The 18,650-nt window shown below is 73.5% G+C and carries 16 protein-coding genes; 13 read left to right on the top strand and 3 right to left on the bottom strand.

The window, feature by feature from the left end; genetic code table 11:
* The first annotated feature begins 111 nt into the window (after positions 1 to 111).
* Both ACFV8H_RS12795 and ACFV8H_RS12790 read left to right on the top strand, forming a co-directional pair.
* Positions 112 to 1,407: a L,D-transpeptidase family protein gene (locus ACFV8H_RS12795; RefSeq protein WP_380399040.1), complete on the top strand. Its 1,296-nt coding sequence runs from the start codon at positions 112 to 114 to the stop codon at positions 1,405 to 1,407.
* A gap of 122 nt (positions 1,408 to 1,529) precedes the next feature.
* Entirely contained in the window at positions 1,530 to 2,474 is a 945-nt protein-coding gene (locus ACFV8H_RS12790) for a beta-ketoacyl-ACP synthase III (protein WP_380399038.1), read from the top strand.
* Positions 2,475 to 2,648: 174 nt separating this feature from the next.
* On the opposite strand, the gene ACFV8H_RS12785 is transcribed toward ACFV8H_RS12790, so the two are convergent.
* Complete coding sequence (locus tag ACFV8H_RS12785; RefSeq protein WP_188307623.1) at positions 2,649 to 3,296, bottom strand: TetR family transcriptional regulator; 648 nt, start codon at positions 3,294 to 3,296, stop codon at positions 2,649 to 2,651.
* A gap of 424 nt (positions 3,297 to 3,720) precedes the next feature.
* Here ACFV8H_RS12785 and ACFV8H_RS12780 point away from each other — a divergent pair, with 424 nt between their 5' ends.
* Positions 3,721 to 6,120 carry a PQQ-binding-like beta-propeller repeat protein gene (locus tag ACFV8H_RS12780; protein WP_380399036.1) on the top strand — a complete coding sequence of 800 codons (2,400 nt, stop codon included), beginning with the start codon at positions 3,721 to 3,723 and terminating at the stop codon, positions 6,118 to 6,120.
* Positions 6,121 to 6,162: 42 nt separating this feature from the next.
* Here the strand turns inward: ACFV8H_RS12780 and galE are convergent, their stop codons facing one another.
* Positions 6,163 to 7,149 (bottom strand): UDP-glucose 4-epimerase GalE, encoded by a 987-nt coding sequence (gene galE / locus ACFV8H_RS12775; protein WP_380399034.1) that lies wholly within the window; start codon positions 7,147 to 7,149, stop codon positions 6,163 to 6,165.
* A gap of 219 nt (positions 7,150 to 7,368) precedes the next feature.
* On the opposite strand from galE, the gene ACFV8H_RS12770 reads away from it, so the two are divergent.
* The gene (locus ACFV8H_RS12770) at positions 7,369 to 8,463 is read left to right on the top strand and encodes a S1C family serine protease (RefSeq protein WP_380399095.1); all 1,095 of its coding nucleotides are present in this window, start codon (positions 7,369 to 7,371) and stop codon (positions 8,461 to 8,463) included.
* 154 nt (positions 8,464 to 8,617) lie between these two features.
* On the opposite strand, the gene ACFV8H_RS12765 is transcribed toward ACFV8H_RS12770, so the two are convergent.
* Positions 8,618 to 9,787 (bottom strand): sensor histidine kinase, encoded by a 1,170-nt coding sequence (locus tag ACFV8H_RS12765; RefSeq protein WP_380399093.1) that lies wholly within the window; start codon positions 9,785 to 9,787, stop codon positions 8,618 to 8,620.
* A gap of 336 nt (positions 9,788 to 10,123) precedes the next feature.
* On the opposite strand from ACFV8H_RS12765, the gene ACFV8H_RS12760 reads away from it, so the two are divergent.
* From ACFV8H_RS12760 to ACFV8H_RS12720, 9 genes are all read left to right on the top strand, one after another.
* A complete protein-coding gene (locus tag ACFV8H_RS12760; protein ID WP_380399032.1) occupies positions 10,124 to 10,540 on the top strand; it encodes an NADH-quinone oxidoreductase subunit A in 417 nt (138 codons plus the stop codon).
* The gene (locus tag ACFV8H_RS12755) at positions 10,531 to 11,166 is read left to right on the top strand and encodes an NADH-quinone oxidoreductase subunit B (protein WP_380399030.1); all 636 of its coding nucleotides are present in this window, start codon (positions 10,531 to 10,533) and stop codon (positions 11,164 to 11,166) included. Before ACFV8H_RS12760 ends, ACFV8H_RS12755 begins: the two co-directional genes overlap by 10 nt.
* Positions 11,163 to 12,296, top strand: a complete 1,134-nt coding sequence (locus tag ACFV8H_RS12750; protein ID WP_380399028.1) for an NADH-quinone oxidoreductase subunit C — start codon at positions 11,163 to 11,165, stop codon at positions 12,294 to 12,296. Before ACFV8H_RS12755 ends, ACFV8H_RS12750 begins: the two co-directional genes overlap by 4 nt.
* Complete coding sequence (gene nuoH, locus ACFV8H_RS12745; RefSeq protein ID WP_375881885.1) at positions 12,293 to 13,252, top strand: NADH-quinone oxidoreductase subunit NuoH; 960 nt, start codon at positions 12,293 to 12,295, stop codon at positions 13,250 to 13,252. Before ACFV8H_RS12750 ends, nuoH begins: the two co-directional genes overlap by 4 nt.
* Positions 13,249 to 13,860, top strand: coding sequence for a NuoI/complex I 23 kDa subunit family protein (locus ACFV8H_RS12740; protein WP_380399026.1), 612 nt, complete (start codon positions 13,249 to 13,251; stop codon positions 13,858 to 13,860). The genes nuoH and ACFV8H_RS12740 overlap by 4 nt, the downstream gene beginning before the upstream one ends.
* Positions 13,857 to 14,561, top strand: a complete 705-nt coding sequence (locus ACFV8H_RS12735) for an NADH-quinone oxidoreductase subunit J (RefSeq protein WP_380399024.1) — start codon at positions 13,857 to 13,859, stop codon at positions 14,559 to 14,561. Before ACFV8H_RS12740 ends, ACFV8H_RS12735 begins: the two co-directional genes overlap by 4 nt.
* Entirely contained in the window at positions 14,561 to 14,938 is a 378-nt protein-coding gene (nuoK, locus tag ACFV8H_RS12730) for an NADH-quinone oxidoreductase subunit NuoK (protein WP_380399023.1), read from the top strand. The genes ACFV8H_RS12735 and nuoK overlap by 1 nt, the downstream gene beginning before the upstream one ends.
* On the top strand, positions 14,935 to 16,977 hold the full coding sequence (locus ACFV8H_RS12725; protein WP_380399021.1) for an NADH-quinone oxidoreductase subunit L: 2,043 nt from the start codon (positions 14,935 to 14,937) through the stop codon (positions 16,975 to 16,977). The genes nuoK and ACFV8H_RS12725 overlap by 4 nt, the downstream gene beginning before the upstream one ends.
* Positions 16,978 to 17,042: 65 nt before the next feature.
* Positions 17,043 to 18,599, top strand: coding sequence for a NuoM family protein (locus tag ACFV8H_RS12720; protein ID WP_375881894.1), 1,557 nt, complete (start codon positions 17,043 to 17,045; stop codon positions 18,597 to 18,599).
* Positions 18,600 to 18,650: the final 51 nt, after the last annotated feature.

The raw sequence follows: 18,650 nt of genomic DNA, 5'->3' as shown, positions 1-18,650 counted from the left end.
CGCTTTCCCCGCCGCCCGGACCGCACCCGCGCTCCGGGCGGCGGTGTCTTCACGGCTCCCGCACGCGCCCCGGGTTTACCAACGGGTAGGGCGTTTGGCAGGATCGACGGCATGTCCGGTTCCCATCGCGCCACCGAGTACCCGCCGTACGAGCCGATGCCGGAGCCGGGGTACGGGGTGCCGCAGCAGTCGCACGAGGCGCCGTACCAGGCGTACGAGCCGTACCCGCAGGCCGTCCCGCAGCCCGACGCGCAGGAGTACTACGGCGAGTACCGGCAGTCGGCCGACGGGTACTCCGGGGTGTACGAGCAGCCGTTCCAGCCCTTCCAGCCGTACGTCGTCGAGCCGGAGCCCGCCTACCAGGGGACCGCTCACCAGGAGCCGTCGGTCCACCAGGAGCCCGCCTACCAGGAGCCGGTGTACGGGCAGCCGGTGTACGGGCAGCCGGTGTACGAGCGGCCCGAACCGGTCGAGCCCCTCGCGCCCCTCGCCTCCGTCACGCCCATCGCCGCCGCGGCCCCCGCGCCCGGTGGCCGGGCCGCCTCCCGGGGCCGGCGGCGCAAGGCGAAGCAGAAACGACACGGCAAGGCCGTGATGGCCGGCACCGCGCTGCTGGTCGCGGCCGCCGCCGGCTGGTACACCGTCGGCCAGGACGGCGCCAAGTCCGTCGCCGCGGCCGCCGACGGCCCCGGGCCGGAGGGCGTCAGCAAGCCCGACCACCCCGTCACGCCCGCCCCCGCGGCCGTCCAGGCCGCCGCCGACCGGCAGAGCGCCCCCGCGGCCGCCGGCCGCAGCGAGACCCGCCCGGACGGCTCCCTGACCGCGATACCCGGCCTCGGGGCCGCCTTCACCGCGAAGATCCCCGCCGCGACCACCCAGGTCGTGGTCGCCACCGGCCAGGGCAAGGACACCGACAGGAACAGCGTCACGCTGTGGACCCGCACCCCCGAGGGCCGCTGGCTGGCCGGTGAGACCTGGCAGGGCCACAACGGCAAGAACGGCTGGACCACCGACCACAACGAGGGCGACCTGCGCAGCCCGATCGGCGTCTTCGACCTCACCGACGCCGGTGGCCGCAACGCCAACCCCGGCAGCAAGCTCCCGTACGACAAGGACGCCAGCTTCGTGGTCTCCGGAACGGGCTTCTTCGGCGACCAGCTGGCCGGCTCCTTCGACTACGTGGTCGCGATCAACTACAACCGGGTCGCCGGCAGCTCCCCGCTCGACATGCGCCGGCCGATGGGCAGCAAGAAGGGCGGCGGCATCTGGCTGCACGTCGACCACGACGGCCCGACCCACGGCTGCGTGTCGATACCCGAGGACAAGATGGCCCAGCTGATCCGCACCCTGGACCCGGCCGCCCATCCGGTGATCGTGATGGGCGACGCCACTTCGCTGGCCGCCTGACCTCGGGGTACGTCGGGGCCTAGGCGCCCCAAGGGCCTTGTGGAGCCCCTACAGATCACAGCTGCGGATCCTGTAGCCGGTCGTGCCCGGCTGACCAGCGGGTAACCCGGTTCCATGGCAGCATGAGCGGTTCGCGCATTGTGGCACTCGGGCACTACCAGCCTCCCAAGGTGCTCTCCAACGACGACCTGGCGGCATTCGTCGACACCGACGACGAGTGGATCCGCACCCGGGTGGGGATCCGCACCCGACACATCGCCGAGGGCGAGACCCTGGTCGACCTCGCCACCGAGGCCGCGCAGAAGGCGCTGGCCAACAGCGGCCGGACGGCGGCGGAGATCGACTTGGTGGTGGTCGCCACCTGCACCGCGATCGAACGCAGCCCCAACACCGCCGCCGCGGTGGCTGCCCGGCTGGGCGTCCGCGCGCCCGCCGCCTACGACATCAACACGGTCTGCTCCGGCTTCTCCTACGCGCTGGCCACCGCCGACCACGCGATCCGGGCCGGCGCGGCGCGGCGCGCGCTGGTGATCGGCGCCGAACGGATGTCCGACACCCTCGACTGGACCGACCGCTCCACCTGCGTGATCTTCGGCGACGGCGCCGGTGCCGCGGTGGTCGAGGCCCAGGAGGAGGGCGCCGAGCCGGGCATCGGACCGGTGGTCTGGGGCTCCGAGCCGGAACGGGGCGACGCCGTGGTGATCACCGGCTGGGACCCGGTGATCAGCCAGCAGGGCCAGTCGGTGTTCCGCTGGGCCACCACCCAGCTCGCCCCGCTGGCCCGGCAGGCCTGCGAGCGGGCCGGGATCGACCCGTCGGAGCTCAAGGGCTTCGTCCCGCACCAGGCCAACCTGCGGATCATCGACGCGATCGCCGCCAAGCTGGGCCTCGGCGACGCGGTGGTGGCCCGGGACGTGGTCGAATCCGGCAACACCTCGGCCGCCTCGATCCCGCTCGCCTTCTCCAAGCTGGTCGAGCGCGGCGAGCTCTCCCCGGGCGACCCGGTCCTGCTCTTCGGCTTCGGCGGCGGCCTGGCCTACGCCGGCCAAGTGGTCCGCTGTCCCTGAGTGGCAACATGCCGGTGGGCGGGCACCCTGTGTGAGGGGTGCCCGCCCACCGGCATGTCTGGCGCGCGTGCGGTACGTCGGCGGACCTCCCCCGAGGACACGGCCGCCGTCCGTCGTTCCCCGGACAGGAGGCCGGGGCTGCGCGCGGAGCGGATGGTGGGTCGGAGGAGGGTCCTACTTGGGCGCCTTCTTGCCGGTGACGCCCAGGTACACCAGGGGAGCGAGGTTGGGCTTGAGGTCCTTGACCTTGACGCCCCAGGAGGTGAAGGCCTTCTGGTGCTCGGCCGCCGAGGCGAGCAGCGAGACCAGGGCCCCGGCGACGGCGTTCGGGTCGAGTGACTTGTCGGCCTGACCCTTCGCCTGGAGTTCCTTGACGGCCTCCGCGAGCGGCTTGGCGACCGAGTTGAGGACGGTCATGCGGATCTTGAAGAACCGCTTGTCCCCTTCCGCGGCACCGAGCGTGACCACTCGGAGAATGGCGTCGTTCTTGCGCCAGAAGGCGAGGAATCCGTCGACCAGTTCTTCCGAAGTGGTCGGTCCGGACTTCCCTGCCCAGGACTTTCCGGCCACCAGCTCTTTGAGGGTGTCGGAGTCCTTGGCCATTTCCTCGGCGATTTCGAGGACTGCGCCCTCGACATCCGGGAAGTACTGGTAGAAGGTCGCGGGGGAGGTACCCGCCATACGGGCGACGTCGATGACCTTGACGTCCCGATAGGGCGACGTGCTGAGCATCTCGCGGAGGCAGTCGAGCAGCTTCTGCCGCGTCTCCTGTCCGCGTCGCCCGGCGACGCGACCGTCGACGGTGCGAACTTGTCCTGTCATGCCGTCAGCTTACCGTGGCACGATCTTGGCGCGATTCGGTGATGCGACTATTACTCCGCACGGGGGTCGCTATAGCGGCCTGAACCACTTCGGACGGATATTCACCGGGGTCCGAAGGCGCTCTTGAAGCCCCCCCGTGTGCTTTTGACCCCATAGCGTGACGGCGAGTCCGCTGAGGGGTGGTCGGGTGACAGAGCGTGACCGGTGAGGGGGGTCGGAACGTGGACGGTCCGGGCCCCGGGGCGCAAGCCGGGGCCGGATCGGGCGTCAGGATCCGGCCGTTCCGTCACCGCTGACCAGCGGACTGTCCGTCCGGGGCGGTGGCCGTCTCCCGGTGGGGGAGGTTGGAGTTGCGCGGGGCGGCATTGGAGAATCGGGTCCGGCACCACGCGGCGGGTGCGGACGACGGGGAGGTGGCTGCGGAGTGGACCAGCTGACGGCGCACGATCCGAGGAGGATCGGGCCCTTCGAGGTGCTGGGGCGGCTCGGCGCGGGTGGGATGGGGCTGGTCTACCTGGCGCGCTCCGCCTCCGGGCGCCGGGTGGCCATCAAGACCGTCCGGGGGGAGCTGGCCGAGGACGAGCTGTTCCGGGTCCGCTTCGCCCGGGAGATCGCGGCGGCCAAGACGGTCGGCGGTTTCTACACCGCGGCCGTGGTGGACGCCGACGCGGACGCCCGGGTGCCCTGGCTGGCCACCGCGTACATCCCGGCGCCCTCCCTGGAGGACCTGGTCGAGGAGTGCGGCCCGCTGCCGGTCGACGCCACCCGCTGGCTGGTCGCGGGCATCGCCGAGGCGCTGCAGTCCATCCACGCGGCCGGACTGATCCACCGCGACCTCAAGCCCTCCAACGTGCTGGTGGTCGAGGACGGCCCGAAGGTGATCGACTTCGGCATCGCGGCCGGGGTCTCCAGCACCCGGCTGACCATGACCAACGTCGCGGTCGGCACCCCCGCCTACATGTCCCCGGAGCAGGCCCGGGACAGCCGGACCGTCCGGGGCGCCAGCGACGTCTTCTCACTCGGCTCGCTGATGGTCTTCTGCGCCACCGGGCACCCCCCGTTCCGCGGCTCCAACCCGGTCGAGACGGTGTTCCAGCTGCTGCGGGAGGAGCCGGACCTCACCGGGATGGCGCCCGAGCTGATGGACCTGGTCCGGGCCTGCATGCAGCAGGCGCCCGAGCGCCGGCCCACCCCCGCGCAGATCCAGGCCGAGCTGGCCCCGCACCTGTTCTCCCGGGACGACGCCGCCGGGGAGGTCGGCGACTGGCTGCCGCCCCACGCGCTGGAGCTGATCGAGCGCAAGCGCGGCCGCCGCCCGAGCGCCCAGCCCCGCTCGTACCCCGGCCCGGCCGAGCCGCCGCGGCCGCCGCACACCCAGGGCCCGCCGCAGCAGCCGCACGTGCCGCCGCCGCACCCCGGCCCGGACGACCCGCGCACCTACCCCGGGGCCGGGCACGCCCCGCCGACCGGGCCGGTGCACGCCGGGCCGCGCCCCGGGGGCCAGGACGACGGGATCCCGACCGCGAAGATCCCCTCCAAGAACAAGCACCGCGCGCCCACCGGCGGCATGGCCGTCGAGGTGCAGCTGTCCGGCGCCTCGGTGCGGATAGGCCCGGGGCCGCGGGCCGAGCACGAGCAGCCCGGTCCGAGCACCGCCCCGGCCACCACCGACTGGGTCCGCCGGGCGGCGCCGACCCCGCCGCCCGTTCCGACCCCGCCGCCCGCCGCGGCGGCCCGCTGGCGCCCCTGGCGGTTCCGGATGTCCAACGACGTCTGGGGCACCCCGGTGGTCGCCGACGGCACGCTCTTCGTCTCCAGCTTCGAGGTGCACGCGCTGGACATCGCCTCCGGCGAGCGCCGCTACAAGACCCGGGACGTCGCCTGGGCGCTCGCGGTGGACGCCGGCCGGGTGCACGCCGCGGACGGCCCGCACCTGTACACGGTGGACGTCGCGGACGGCACCGAGCGCTGGCGCACCTCGCTGGACGGCTGGGTCTACTCGCTCTCCGCCGCCGACGGCGTGCTCTGCTGCGGGGTGCGCGGCGGCGGCGTCCAGCTGCGCGCGGCCGCCACCGGCGCCGAGCTGTGGCGCGCCGACGACGCCCAGCAGGACTACGAGAACCCGCAGTCCGGCCCGGTCCTGGTGGGCGGCGCCGCCTACTACTTCGGCGCCGGACGGCTGCGCTGCGTGGATCCGCGCGGGGCCGGCCTGCGCTGGTCCTTCCAGGTCGGCGAGGACGTGCCCGCGCACCCGGTCGAGCGCGGCGGCGTGCTGTACGTGACGGCGGGCACCCGGGTGTACGCGCTGGACGCGGCCAGCGGCACCGAGCGCTGGCGCTTCGACGCCCCGGTGGTGCTGTTCACCCCGCCGGCGCTGGACGGCGACGCGGTCTACGTGGCCGACTACCTGGGCACCGTCTACGCGCTGGACGCGGCCACCGGCCTGGACCGCTGGCGCGGGGTCACCGGCAGCCGCCAGGGCGCCGAGCCGGTGGTGGTCGGGGACGGCATGGTGCTGGTCGGCAGCGGCGAGGTGCTGTACGCCTTCGAGGCGGCGACCGGCCGGGAGCGCTGGCGCTACACCACGCGCGGCGAGATCGTCGGCTCCCCGGCGGTGGCCGACGGCCTGGTGCACCTGGGCAGCCGGGACCACTCGCTGCACACCCTGGACCTGGCGACCGGTCAGCTGCGCTGGGAGCTCGGCACCAAGGGCGAGCTCACCGGCTCCCCGGTGGCGGTCGGCGGGCGGGTCTTCGTCGGCTCCAAGGACCGCTGCGTGTACGCGCTGGACGCCTACTACGGCACGGCGGTGCCCGCCCGCTGAGCGGGGCGGACACCGCCGTCCGGTGGTCCGGTCACCGACCGGTCAGGCCTTGCGGGCCCCGGGGTGGCGGCTGCACCAGCCCTCCCACGCGGAGGAGACCATGGCCTCGACGTCGTGGCCGGCGCTCCAGCCCAGCTCGCGGTGGATCAGGTCGGCGGCGGCCACCACCCGGGCCGGGTCGCCGGGGCGGCGCGGGGTCACGTCGGCGGTGGTGTCGTAGCCGGTCACCTTGCCGATGACCTCGATCATCTCCTTGACGCTGACGCCCTCGCCGCGGCCGATGTTCAGCACCAGCGCGGTCTCGCCGGCCGGGTCGGCGGCCAGCCGCTTGGCGGCCGCGACGTGCGCCGAGGCGATGTCGGAGACGTGGATGTAGTCGCGGACGCAGCTGCCGTCCGGGGTCGCGTAGTCGTCGCCGAAGACCCGCGGGGCCTCGCCGGCGGTCAGCCGCTCGAAGACCATCGGGATCAGGTTGAACACCCCGGTGTCGGAGAGCTCGGGCGAGGCGGCGCCGGCCACGTTGAAGTAGCGCAGGGCCACGGTGGACATCCCGTGGGCCTTGCCCGCGGCGGCGACCAGCCACTCGCCGGCCAGCTTGGTCTCGCCGTACGGGCTCATCGGGGCGCACGGGGTCGACTCGGTGACCAGGTCGACGTCCGGCATGCCGTAGACGGCGGCGGAGGAGGAGAACAGGAAGCGCTTGACGCCGCCCTCGGCCGCGGCCTCCAGGACCGTCTGCAGGCCGATCATGTTCTCCCGGTAGTACAGGAACGGCTGCTCGACCGACTCGCCGACCTGCTTCTTGGCGGCGAAGTGCAGGATGCCCTCGATGCCGTGCTCGCGGATCGCGGCGTCCAGGGCGGCGCGGTCCAGGGTGGAGCCCTCGATCAGCGGGACGCCGGCCGGCACCCGGGAGGCGTCGCCGGTGCTCAGGTCGTCCAGGACGGCGACGCGCTCACCGGCGTCGAGCAGCTGGCGGACGACGTGTCCGCCGATGTATCCGGCACCGCCGGTGATCAACCAAGTCATGCGGCAATCCTAGGCGTTCGGTTTCGGTCGCCGGTGTTCGGGCGAGTCGGGACGGCAAAACGGACAAATCGGTGAAATGCTGACAAAGATTTCCGTGCTCTCATGCCCGCGCCCGCGCGGTGACGAATCGGAGGCAGCCAGGTGAGCCGAAAGAAGGAACACAACCGACCGCTGCCGGCCGGCCCCCGGCCGACCGGTCCCAAGGCGGCGCACCGGCGGCTGCTCGCGTCCGGCGGGGTCGCGGCGGTCACGGCGCTCGCCCTGGCACTGGCCGGGTGCAGCAGCTCGTCCTCCTCCTCGGCCTCCTCCTCGTCCTCGGCCTCCTCCTCCGGCGCGAGCAGGCAGGCCTCCGCCGCGCCCGCCGCCCAGCCGGGCGGCGCCAACCAGCTGCAGGACGCTTACCAGAAGGTGATCGCCGACGTGCTGCCCTCGGTGGTCCAGATCACCACCGGCGACAGCCTCGGCTCCGGGATCGTCTACGACGACAAGGGCGACATCGTCACCAACGCCCACGTGGTCGGCACGGCGACCACCTTCACCGTGACGCTGGCCAACTCCACCAAGTCGCTGGACGCCACCCTGGTCGCCAGCTACCCGGACTCCGACCTCGCGGTGATCAAGCTCAGCAGCCCGCCCGGCGGCCTCAAGCCGGCCGCCTTCGGCGATTCGAGCAAGGTCCAGCTCGGCCAGATCACCCTGGCCATGGGCAGCCCGCTCGGGCTCTCCAGCAGCGTCACCCAGGGCATCGTCTCGGCCACCGGGCGGACCGTCTCCGAGCCCCGCGGCGGCGGCTCGCCGGGCGCCACCATCGGCAACATGGTGCAGACCTCGGCCGCGATCAACCCGGGCAACAGCGGCGGCGCGCTGGTCAACCTGGACAGCCAGGTGATCGGCATCAACACCCTCGCCGCGACCGAGCCGCAGACCAACGGCGCGGCGGCCCCCGGCATCGGCTTCGCCATCCCGGCGTCCACCATCACCAACATCACCGACCAGCTGATCAAGCAGGGCAAGGTCACCAACTCCGGGCGGGCCGCGCTCGGCGTCACCGCCCGGACCAGCTTCAACCAGCAGTTCCAGCCGGCCGGCGCGGTCATCGTGGCGGTCAGCCAGGGCGGCCCGGCCGCCTCGGCGGGGCTCCAGGCCGGCGACGTCATCACCAAGCTCGGCGACACCCCGGTCGACTCGCTGAACGCGCTCACCACCGCGCTCGCCTCGCTCACCCCGGGCAACAAGGTCACCGTCGGCTACACCAGGGACGGCAACGGCGCGACCGCCGACGTCACCCTCGGCACGCTGGAGAGCAGCTCCTAGCGCACCCGCCCCCCCGACCCCGGTACGCCGGCCGGCCCGTCCACCGCGCAAGGGTTCCGCGGGATGGCCGCCGCACCGGACCGGCGCCGGGACCCGTCCACTGCCTCGACGGGTCCCGGCGCCCCTTCGCGTTCCCGGGCGTTCGGGGCGCCTCCTAGCGGCGGGCGGTGCGGGTGCGCCAGGGCAGCTCGACGGTGACGGTGGTCGGGCCGCCCTCCGGGCTCTCCACCAGGAACACCCCGTCCACCGCCCGGATCCGCTCGGCCAGCCCGGCCAGGCCGCTGCCCGGGTAGGGGGCCGCCCCGCCCCGGCCGTCGTCCTGGACCAGCACCATCAGCTGGTCGTCCGAGCGCCAGACGTCGACCGAGGCGCTGGTGGCGCCGGCGTGCTTGGAGACGTTGGTCAGCAGCTCGCTGACGGTGAAGTACGCGATGCCCTCGACCGCCGAGTCCGGGCGCTCGGGCTCGCCGTCCGGCCCGGCCAGGTCGACGTTCACCTTCACCCCGCCCGGGACGGTGCAGCGGGCCGACACCGCGGACAGCGCCGCGTCCAGGCCTCGGTCGGTGAGCACCGCCGGGTGGATGCCGCGGGCCAGGTCGCGCAGCTCCTGGAGGGCCAGCTTCACCTCACCGTGCGCGTTGTCGACCATCCGGGCGGCGACCGCCATGTCCTCCTGGGTCTCCACCTCCCGCAGCCGCTCCTTGGCCATGCCGAGGTCCATCGCCAGCGCGACCAGCCGGGCCTGGGCGCCGTCGTGCAGGTCGCGCTCGATCCGGCGCAGGTCGGCGGCGGCGGTCTCGACCACGGTGCCGCGGTCGTCCTCCAGCTCGCGCACCCGCTCGGCCAGCGCGCCGGGGAAGAGCAGCGACTCGATCAGGATCCGGTCGACCGCGGCCATCGCGCGCACGATGAAGGGCAGCACCGGCCACAGCGTGATCACCGAGACCAGGGTCAGGGTGAAGCTCAGGATGCCCCAGGGCAGCATCAGCACGTTGTAGAGCGCCGAGCGCCAGTTCAGCAGGTCGGTGAGGTGGGCGATGGTGTAGCCGACCAGGCCCGGGCGGCGCTGCTTCACCGGCTGCGGATCGTCGATCGCGGAGCCGTACGCCGAGCGGGCCCGGCTGCGGCCCAGGGCGCCCAGGGCGCGGGACCCGGCCAGGCCGGCGGCCAGCACCGGCAGGCCGATCACCGTCACCGACAGGCCCAGTCCGGCCGACAGCGCGGTCACCGAGAGCACGAAGCCCGCGATGCCCAGCGGGAAGTTGAGCATCAGGTGTCCGACCTGGCGCCACATCCGCGCGCCGTACAGCGGCGGGCGCTCCATCCGAGCGTCCTGCTCCTTGATGGCGTCCACGGCGCGGTTCAGCGACTTCATCGGATCATCCGTCCCCTCGTTCGAGCTGGCGGCCCCCAGCATCCCGAACGGGGGAGGGGATGTGCCATGGGGGTGATACATCTTCCGGGGCGGGGGTTATCCCCACCCCGGAGGGCCGCCGGGCGTTCACCGGGTTGTCCACGGGACGTCTTGCGGAGCGGGCAGGTTTCGGGGGGAGTGGAGCCCTCCCCTTAGACTCACGCATTGGCCATGGTTAAGACCGTGTGAGGAAAAGTCGTAGAACTGTCTTGAGGGCGGGTTCGCGGCCGAGGTGGAGGCGAAGGCATGGAGGGGCAGCAGGTGGCTGCCGTCGCGGCCGACCCGTCGGTCGGCGGCGGCTACTTCGACGCGTACGCCGCGATGGGCCTGCTGGCCGTCATCGGGGTGCTCTTCGTGACCGTGGCGTTCACCGCCAACCGGCTGCTCCGGCCGGTGGTGTACTCGCCCGAGAAGCTCCTCGCCTACGAGTGCGGGGTGGACCCGGTGGGCGAGGACTGGGCGCACACCCAGATCCGCTACTACGTGTACGCCTTCCTCTACGTGATCTTCGCGGTCGACGCGATCTACCTGTTCCCGTGGGCGACCGTCTTCGCCGCCGCCGGGTACGGCGCCGGAACGCTGATCGAGATGTTCCTCTTCATCGGCTTCCTCGCGGTCGGACTGCTCTACGCCTGGAAGAAGGGCGTTCTGGAATGGACGTGACGCACACCCACTCGCACGGTGGCCAGGGCGGTCCCGTCCCGCTCGGACTGCCCGACCCGGCCGCCCCCGGCGCCGTCGAGCGCCGCAGCATCGGCCCGCTGGCCCGGCTCGCGCCGGACCCGGTCAAGGTCGTGCTCAACTGGGGCCGCCGCTACAGCCTCTGGTGCTTCAACTTCGGCCTGGCCTGCTGCGCGATCGAGTTCATCGCCGCGTCCATGGCCAAGCACGACTTCATCCGGATGGGTGTGATCCCGTTCGCGCCCGGCCCCCGGCAGGCGGACCTGATGATCGTCTCCGGGACGGTCACCGACAAGATGGCGCCCGCCGTCAAGCGGCTCTACGAGCAGATGCCCGAGCCGAAGTACGTCATCTCCTTCGGGGCCTGCTCCAACTCCGGCGGCCCGTACTGGGACTCCTACTCCGTCACCAAGGGCGTGGACCAGATCATCCCGGTCGACGTCTACGTGCCCGGCTGCCCGCCGCGGCCGGAGGCGCTGCTCCAGGGCATCCTCAAGCTCCAGGAGAAGATCGCCGCCGAGTCCCTGCCCGGCCGCTACACCGCGCCCGCGGCGGCACTGCGCCGGCCGCTGGTGGCGGGGCCCCCGAACGATGGAGGAGTGTCGTGAGCGAGCGCGGCGAGCGACCTGTCGAGACGCTCACGGCGGAGCAGTACGCGGCGTCGGTCGGGGAGTGGGCGACCGGCGCCGAGGCGTACGGCCTGATCACCGTCGACGTGCCGGCCGAGCGCTGGATCGAGGCACTCACCACCGCCCGGGACGTGCTGGGCCTGGGCTTCTTCGACTGGCTGAGCGCCGTCGACGAGCTCGCCGAGGGCTTCTCCGTCGTCGCCCACCTGGCCGCCGTCGAGGCGCCGGGCGTGCGGCACCTCGCGCTGCGCACCCGGGTGCCGCGGGACGGCGCCGCACTGCCGAGCGCCGTCGCGGTGTACGCCGGGGCCGCCTGGCACGAGCGCGAGACCCACGAGATGTTCGGCATCGACTTCCCCGGGCACCCGCACCTGGCCACCCTGCTGCTGCCGGACGGCTTCGAGGGGCACCCGCTGCGCAAGGAGTTCGTGCTCGCGGCGCGGGTCGCCAAGGACTGGCCGGGCGCCAAGGAGCCGGGCGAGTCGGACCACGGCGCGGGACCGGCCCGGCGCAAGATGCAGCCGGCCGGCGTGCCGGACCCGAACGAGTGGGGGCCGCTCAAGGGCACCCTGCCGCCGGTGGCCGAGCGGCCCGCGCGCGGTGCGCGGGCGGCCGGCGCGGCGGCGCGTACGCCTCGGGCGGCTGCGGCTGCGGCTGCGGCTGCGGCCGGCGCCGGCGCACCTGCCGCCGAGGGCGCTCCGGCGGTGCGGGCGGACCGGCCGCGGCGGACCAGGTCGGTCTCCGAGGGCTCGGCGAGCCAGGCGGGCGGCGAGGAGGCGGCGGCCCCGGAGGCCGCGGCTGCTCCCGGCGTGCCCGGCGTGCCCGCTGCCGAAGGCGCTCCGCCGGTGCGGACCGACCGGCCGCGGCGGACCCGGTCGGTGTCCGCCGGTTCGGTCAGCCAGGCGGCCGAGACCGCCGCCGAACCGACGGCCGAACCGACGGCCGAGCCCCAGGCCCCGGCCCGGCCCCGTTCCTCCGACGCGCCCTGGCACCACCCGGTGCCCGCCCACGAGGAGAAGCCCTCGGGCGGGCCCGGCGAGCAGGAGCCCGGCGGGGCGAAGGACGAGAACTCGGCCGGAGCGGCCGACCAGGACGGAGACGGCGCGTGAACCTGCTCGACACGGTGCTCCGCTGCGTCGCCACCCTGGTCGTCTTCCTGGTCTTCCCGCTGCTCATCGGCCAGACCGAGCACAAGGTGATGGCGCACATGCAGGGCCGGCTCGGCCCGATGTACGCGGGCGGCTTCCACGGCTGGGCCCAGCTCGTCGCGGACGGGGTGAAGTTCGCCCAGAAGGAGGACATCGTCCCGGCCGACGCGGACCGCCGGGTCTTCCAGCTGGCGCCCGCCGTCTCGCTGCTGCCGTACCTCTTCGTGCTGCTGGCGATCCCGGTCGGCCCGAACGGCTTCGTCGGCCAGGCGATCGACGCCGGGCTGTTCTTCGTGCTGGCCGTGATGGGCGTCGGCGTGATCGGCAAGCTGATGGCCGGCTGGGCCTCGGCGAACAAGTTCTCGCTGCTCGGCGGCCTGCGCACGGCCGCCCAGCTGATGTCCTACGAGCTGCCGATGGTGCTCGCGGCGGCCTCGGTGGCGATGGCCGCCGGCACCCTGTCGCTGCCCGGGATCCTGGACGCCTGGCAGTGGTACTGGCTGCCCTGGCAGATCATCGGCGCCTTCGTGTTCTTCACGGCCGGTCTGGCCGAGCTCCAGCGGCCGCCGTTCGACATGCCGGTCGCCGACTCGGAGATCATCTTCGGCGCGTACACCGAGTACACCGGGCTGCGCTTCGCGCTGTTCCTGCTGTCCGAGTACGTGGGCATCCTGGTGGTGTCGGCGCTGACGGCGGTGCTGTTCCTCGGCGGGTGGCACGGGCCGATGGCGGACCAGCTCGGCTGGCTCTGGATGCTCCTCAAGACCTTCGCGCTGGCCTTCGTGGTCATCTGGCTGCGGGTCACCTACCCGCGTCTGCGCGAGGACCAGCTGATGCGCTTCGCCTGGATCGTGCTGATCCCGCTCGCGCTCGTCCAGCTGGCCCTCACCGGCATCATCAAGGTGGCGATCGCATGAGTTTCCCCGGTGCCGGCCTCGCCAAGGGCCTGGCCGTGACGCTGCGGACGATGACGAGGAAGACCGTCACCGCGCAGTACCCCGAGGTCCAGCCGGTGCTGCCGCCGCGTTCGCGCGGCGTCATCGCGCTGCTGGAGGAGAACTGCACGGTGTGCATGCTCTGCGCGCGCGAGTGCCCGGACTGGTGCATCTACATCGACTCCCACAAGGAGACGCTGCCGGCCGCCGAGCCGAACGCCCGGGCCCGCACCCGCAACGTGCTGGACCGCTTCGCCATCGACTTCTCGCTCTGCATGTACTGCGGGATCTGCATCGAGGTCTGCCCCTTCGACGCCCTGTTCTGGTCGCCGGAGTTCGAGTACGCGGAGACCGACATCCACGAGCTGACCCACGAGCGGGAGAAGCTCCGCGAGTGGATGTGGACCGTCCCGGCGCCGCCGGCGCTGGACCCGGCGGCCGAGGAGCCCAAGGAGATCGCCACCGCGCGCAAGGCGGCGGACAAGCTGGCCGCCGCGGCCGCCGCAGCGATCGAGGCCGCCGAGGCCGCTGGGGCCGCCGAGGCTGCTGACGCTGCCGAGGCCATCGAGGAGAAGGGTGACGACGCGTGAACGCCGCTGCCACGCTCCTCGCGGCGACCGGTTCCCTGGAGCCGGCCGCCCGTTCGTTCCTGTCCCCGACCGGGCAGGAGGTCGTCTTCCTGCTGGTCGGCATCGCGGTGCTCGGCTCGGCGGTGGTCTCCGTGACCACCAAGCAGCTGGTGCACGCCGCGCTCTGGCTGGTGGTCGCGCTCGGCGGGCTGGCGGTGGAGTTCCTGCTGCTCACGGCCGAGTTCATCGCCTGGGTGCAGGTGCTGATCTACCTGGGCTCGGTGGTCGTCCTGGTGCTGTTCGGGCTGATGCTCACCAGGGCGCCGATCGGGCGCTCGCCGGACGCCGACTCCGAGAACCGCTGGGTCGCCCTGGTGGTGGCGCTGGCCGCGGCCGGGACGCTGGTGACCCTGGTGGTCGACGCCTTCCGGACCTCCTGGATCGACCTCGGCGCGGGCGGCGGTTCGGCCGCCGTGACCGGCGCCAGCCTGTTCCGCAACTGGGTGCTGCCCTTCGAGGCGCTGTCCGTACTGCTGCTGGCGGCGCTGGTCGGCGCGATCGTGCTGTCGCGCGGGTCCGGGCGCCGGGTGCCGGCGCCGCGGGCGGGCAAGCTGCGGGCCGGACGGCCGGTCGGCTCGAACGGGACCGTGGCCGCGACCACGCCCAAGCCCGAGCCCTCGGCACCCGCGTCGCCCTCGTCGTCCGCGTCGGAGGAGAGCTGATGCACCTCGCCTACCCCGTCGTCCTCGCCGCGCTGCTGTTCAGTGTCGGCGTGTACGGCGTGCTCGCCCGGCGCAACGCCGTCCTGGTGCTGATGTCCGTCGAGCTGATGCTCAACGCCGTCAACCTGGACCTGGTCGCCTTCGACGCCTGGCTGCGCGACTCGCTGCACGCCGGGCAGGCGCTCACCCTGTTCACCATCACCGTCGCCGCCGCCGAGGTCGGGCTGGGGCTCGCCATCGTCCTGCTGCTGTTCCGGGCCCGGGGCACGGCGGACATCGACCGGGCCACCGCGCTCGGCGACCCGGCCGAGCCGCACACCCCGGCCGAGGACGAGCCGGTCGCAGCCGAGGCACTGAAGGGCCGGGCCACCGCATGAACCTCGCCCTGCCCGTCCTCGTCCCCGCGCTGCCCGCGCTCGGCGCCGCCGCGACCCTGGCCGTCGGCAAGAAGGCGCCCGGGCTGGCCCGGCCGCTGGCGATCGTCCCGGTCGCCGTCTCGGCCGTGCTCGCCCTGGTGGTCGCCCTCCAGCTCGGCACCGGCCGGACCCTGGACGCCGCCACCCGGCTCACCCCGACCGGCGGCCCGGACATCGCGCTCTCCGTTCACCTGGACGGCTTCACCTCGCTGATCTCGGTGCTGGTCGGCCTGGTCGCCACCTGCGTCCAGGTCTACTCGACCGCGTACCTCAAGGAGGACCGGCGCTACCCCTCGTACGCGGCGCTGGTCTCGCTGTTCACCGCGGCGATGTTCCTGGTGGTCTACTCGGGCGACCTCGTCGTGCTGCTGGTCGGCTGGGAGGTCATGGGCGTCTGCTCGTACTTCCTGATCGGCCACCACTGGGAGAGCGCCGACGCCCGGTCGGCCTCGCTCAAGGCCTTCCTGGTCACCAAGCTCGGTGACGTGCCGTTCCTGTTCGGGATCTTCCTGCTCGCCGCGGACGCCGGCAGCTTCCGGATCACCGACGTGCTGTCGGCCGCGACCGAGGGCCGGCTCGGCCACCCGACGCTGGTCGCGCTGCTGCTGCTCGCCGGTGTGGCCGGCAAGAGCGCCCAGTTCCCGCTGCACACCTGGCTCCCGGACGCGATGGCCGGTCCGACGCCGGTCTCCGCCCTGATCCACGCCGCCACCATGGTCGCGGCCGGCATCTACCTGGTGGCCCGGCTGCTGCCGGTGTTCCTCCAGTCGGGGGCGGCCCTGGTGGTGCTCGCGGTGATGGCCGCCGTGACGATGATCGGCTCGGCGCTCTGCGCGCTCGCCCAGGACGACCTCAAACGGGTCCTCGCCTACTCCACCGTCGGCCAGCTGGGCTACATGGCCGGCGCGCTGGCCAGCGGGGACCGCGAGGCCTCGGTGTTCCACCTGGTCAGCCACGGCGCGTTCAAGGCGCTGCTGTTCCTGGCCGCCGGCGTGGTGATCCACGCCGCGCACACCAACTCGATCTCCGCGATGTCCCGGATCCCGGGCCTGCGCAGGACCGTCCCGGACGCCCACTGGACGATGGGCATCGCGCTGTTCGCGCTGGCCGGGCTGCCGCCGTTCTCCGGCTTCTTCAGCAAGGAGGCGGTGCTCACCGCCGCCGAGCACGCCGCCAACGGCGAGGCGCTGACCAACGGCCTCGGCCCGGCCTCGGCGGTGCCGCAGGCGGCCGGCTGGATCGTGCTGATCTCGGCCGCGCTCACCGCGCTGCTCACCGGCGCCTACGCGGCCAGGCTGTTCCTGGTCACCTTCCACAGCCCGGCCGGCGCGGCCGCACCGGCTCGGGCGGCCCAGGCCGCCCCGGCCGCCCCCGAGGCCGACGCGCCCTACTCGCCCGAGCCGGACGAGGCCGACCCGGCCACCGCCGAGCCGCCCGCGATGCGCTGGCCGCTGTGGGTGCTGGCCGTCCCGACCATCGGCTTCGGCGTCGCCGGGCTGCGCTCGGACTGGCTGCCCGCGCTGCTGGACGGCGGCTCGCTGCGCCCCACCGGCGTCACCGCCGTCACCGGTACCGGGCTCGCCGTGGTCGGCGTGCTCGCCGCGTACGGCGCCTGGCGCTCGGCCACCGCACGGCTGGCCACCGGCCGGCCGGCCCCGGCCGCCGCCGGGAGGGTGCCCGAGCAGGCCGGAGCCCCGGCCGCCGAGGTGGTCGTCGCCGACCCCGGGCGCACCCTGCTCGGCCCGCTGTTCGGCCCGGCCCGGCACGGCTTCGGCGTCGACCGGCTCTACCACCTGCTGTTCGTCCGGCCGGTGGTCGCGGCGGCCCGGCTGGTCCGCTTCCTCGACCGCGAGGTCGTCGAGGGCTACGTGCAGGGCAGCGGGATCGGCGCCAACCTGCTGGGCCGGGCCGTCCGGCTCGCGCAGACCGGCAACGCCCAGACCTACCTCAGCGCCCTGCTGGCCGGGGTCGTCCTGCTGGCCGTCCTGGTGGCGGTGTAGCCGGTGCTGTCGTTCCCCGCCCCCGTCCCCTCCGTCCCGTCCGCCGCCGAAGCTGGGAGCCCCCGATGAACGCGGTCCTCATCGCCCTCCTGGTGCTGCCACTGCTCGGCGCCGCGCTCACCCTGGCGCCGGTGTTCGGCCCGGACCGGGCCGTCGCCGGCCGCCGGGCGCTGCGGCTGAACTCCGTCCTCACCGGCGCGGTGCTGCTGCTCTCCGTCGTCCTCGCGGCCGGCTTCGACCACGACGCGCCGGCCCGGATGCAGGCCACCACCGACCTGGACTGGATCCCGGCCCTGCACGTGCGCTTCCACCTCGGCGTGGACGGCGTCTCGCTGCCGCTGGTCGTGCTGACCGCGCTGCTCACCTTCCTCTGCGCGCTGTACTCGGAGAAGCGGCTGCCGGAGGGGGATGGCGTCCCCTCGCCGCAGGCCTTCGTCGGGCTGTTCCTGCTCCTCGAAGTCGGCATGCTCGCCACCTTCGCGGTGCTGGACCTGATCCTGTTCTTCCTGTCCTTCGAGATCGTGCTGATCCCGATGTACTTCCTGATCGCCCGCTGGGGCAGCGGCGCGAGGACCCCGGCGGCCAACCGGTTCATCCTCTACACGCTGCTCGGCTCGGCCGTGATGCTGCTCGGCTTCCTGCTGATCGGCAGCAAGGCCGGCACCTTCGACATGCAGGCACTGGCCGCCGGGCACGGCAACGGCCTGAGCCACACCACCCAGGTGGTCGCCGCGCTGGCGATCATGGTCGGGCTCGCCGTCAAGGCCCCCGCCTGGCCGCTGCACAGCTGGCTCCCCGACGCCCACACCGCCGCCCCGACGGTCGGCTCGGTGCTGCTCGCGGGCGTGCTGCTCAAGATGGGCACCTACGGACTGGTCCGGGTGCTCCTCCCGGTCGTGCCGGACGGCACCGCGACGCTCGCCCCCTACCTGGGCGCCTTCGCCGCCGTCGGCATCGTCTACGGCTCGCTGGCCTGCCTCGCGCTGGCCCGCCCCGGCGCCAAGGGCGACCTCAAGCGCCTGATCGCCTACTCCTCCGTCGGCCATATGGGCTTCGTGCTGCTCGGCATCGCCTCCCTCACCCCGGTGGGCGTCAACGGCGCGCTGTTCGCCAACATCGCCCACGGACTGATCACCGGCCTGCTGTTCTTCCTGGTCGGGGCGGTCAAGGACCGCTACGGCACGGCGGACCTGGACACCCTCGCCGGGGCCACCGGCGCCGCCCTGTACGGCCGGGCACCCCGGATCGGCGCGCTGCTCGCCTTCGCCGCCGTCGCCAGCCTCGGCCTGCCCGGCCTGGCCGGCTTCTGGGGCGAGCTGCTCGCCATGTTCGGCGCCTTCGACCCGGCCGCCGGGCTGTCCCGCCCGGCCTTCGTCACCTACATGGTCCTGGCCGGCCTCGGCACCCTGCTCACCGCCGGCTACCTGCTGATCGTGGTCAAGCGCGTCTGCATGGGCGACCCCGAGCAGCCCGCGCCGGTGCCCGAGGTGCCCGACCTGCGGCCGTACGAGGCCGTCAGTTGGACACCGCTGGCCGCGCTCACCCTGGTGGCCGGACTCTGGCCCGCCCTCCTGCTCGGGCTCTCCGACCCGGCCGTCAAGCACCTCCTCGGGGGTGGCTGACCGTGCTCGCAGCCCACACCGCCGCACTCGGACCTCACTCCACGGGGCAGC

The organism is Kitasatospora sp. NPDC059827, assembly GCF_042731675.1.
Classification (GTDB): Bacteria; Actinomycetota; Actinomycetes; order Streptomycetales; family Streptomycetaceae; genus Kitasatospora.
The sequence above is the reverse complement of the archived record's forward strand: the minus strand, read 5'-3'. Positions and strand labels throughout refer to the sequence as shown.

Coding starts and splice junctions, on each gene's coding strand:
- ACFV8H_RS12795 (WP_380399040.1), top strand. CDS start 112: ATGTCCGGTTCCCATCGCGCCACCGAGTACCCGCCGTACGAGCCGATG.
- ACFV8H_RS12790 (WP_380399038.1), top strand. CDS start 1,530: ATGAGCGGTTCGCGCATTGTGGCACTCGGGCACTACCAGCCTCCCAAG.
- ACFV8H_RS12785 (WP_188307623.1), bottom strand. CDS start 3,296: ATGACAGGACAAGTTCGCACCGTCGACGGTCGCGTCGCCGGGCGACGC.
- galE (WP_380399034.1), bottom strand. CDS start 7,149: ATGACTTGGTTGATCACCGGCGGTGCCGGATACATCGGCGGACACGTC.
- ACFV8H_RS12765 (WP_380399093.1), bottom strand. CDS start 9,787: ATGGAGCGCCCGCCGCTGTACGGCGCGCGGATGTGGCGCCAGGTCGGA.
- ACFV8H_RS12760 (WP_380399032.1), top strand. CDS start 10,124: ATGGAGGGGCAGCAGGTGGCTGCCGTCGCGGCCGACCCGTCGGTCGGC.
- ACFV8H_RS12755 (WP_380399030.1), top strand. CDS start 10,531: ATGGACGTGACGCACACCCACTCGCACGGTGGCCAGGGCGGTCCCGTC.
- ACFV8H_RS12740 (WP_380399026.1), top strand. CDS start 13,249: ATGAGTTTCCCCGGTGCCGGCCTCGCCAAGGGCCTGGCCGTGACGCTG.
- nuoK (WP_380399023.1), top strand. CDS start 14,561: ATGCACCTCGCCTACCCCGTCGTCCTCGCCGCGCTGCTGTTCAGTGTC.
- ACFV8H_RS12725 (WP_380399021.1), top strand. CDS start 14,935: ATGAACCTCGCCCTGCCCGTCCTCGTCCCCGCGCTGCCCGCGCTCGGC.
- ACFV8H_RS12720 (WP_375881894.1), top strand. CDS start 17,043: ATGAACGCGGTCCTCATCGCCCTCCTGGTGCTGCCACTGCTCGGCGCC.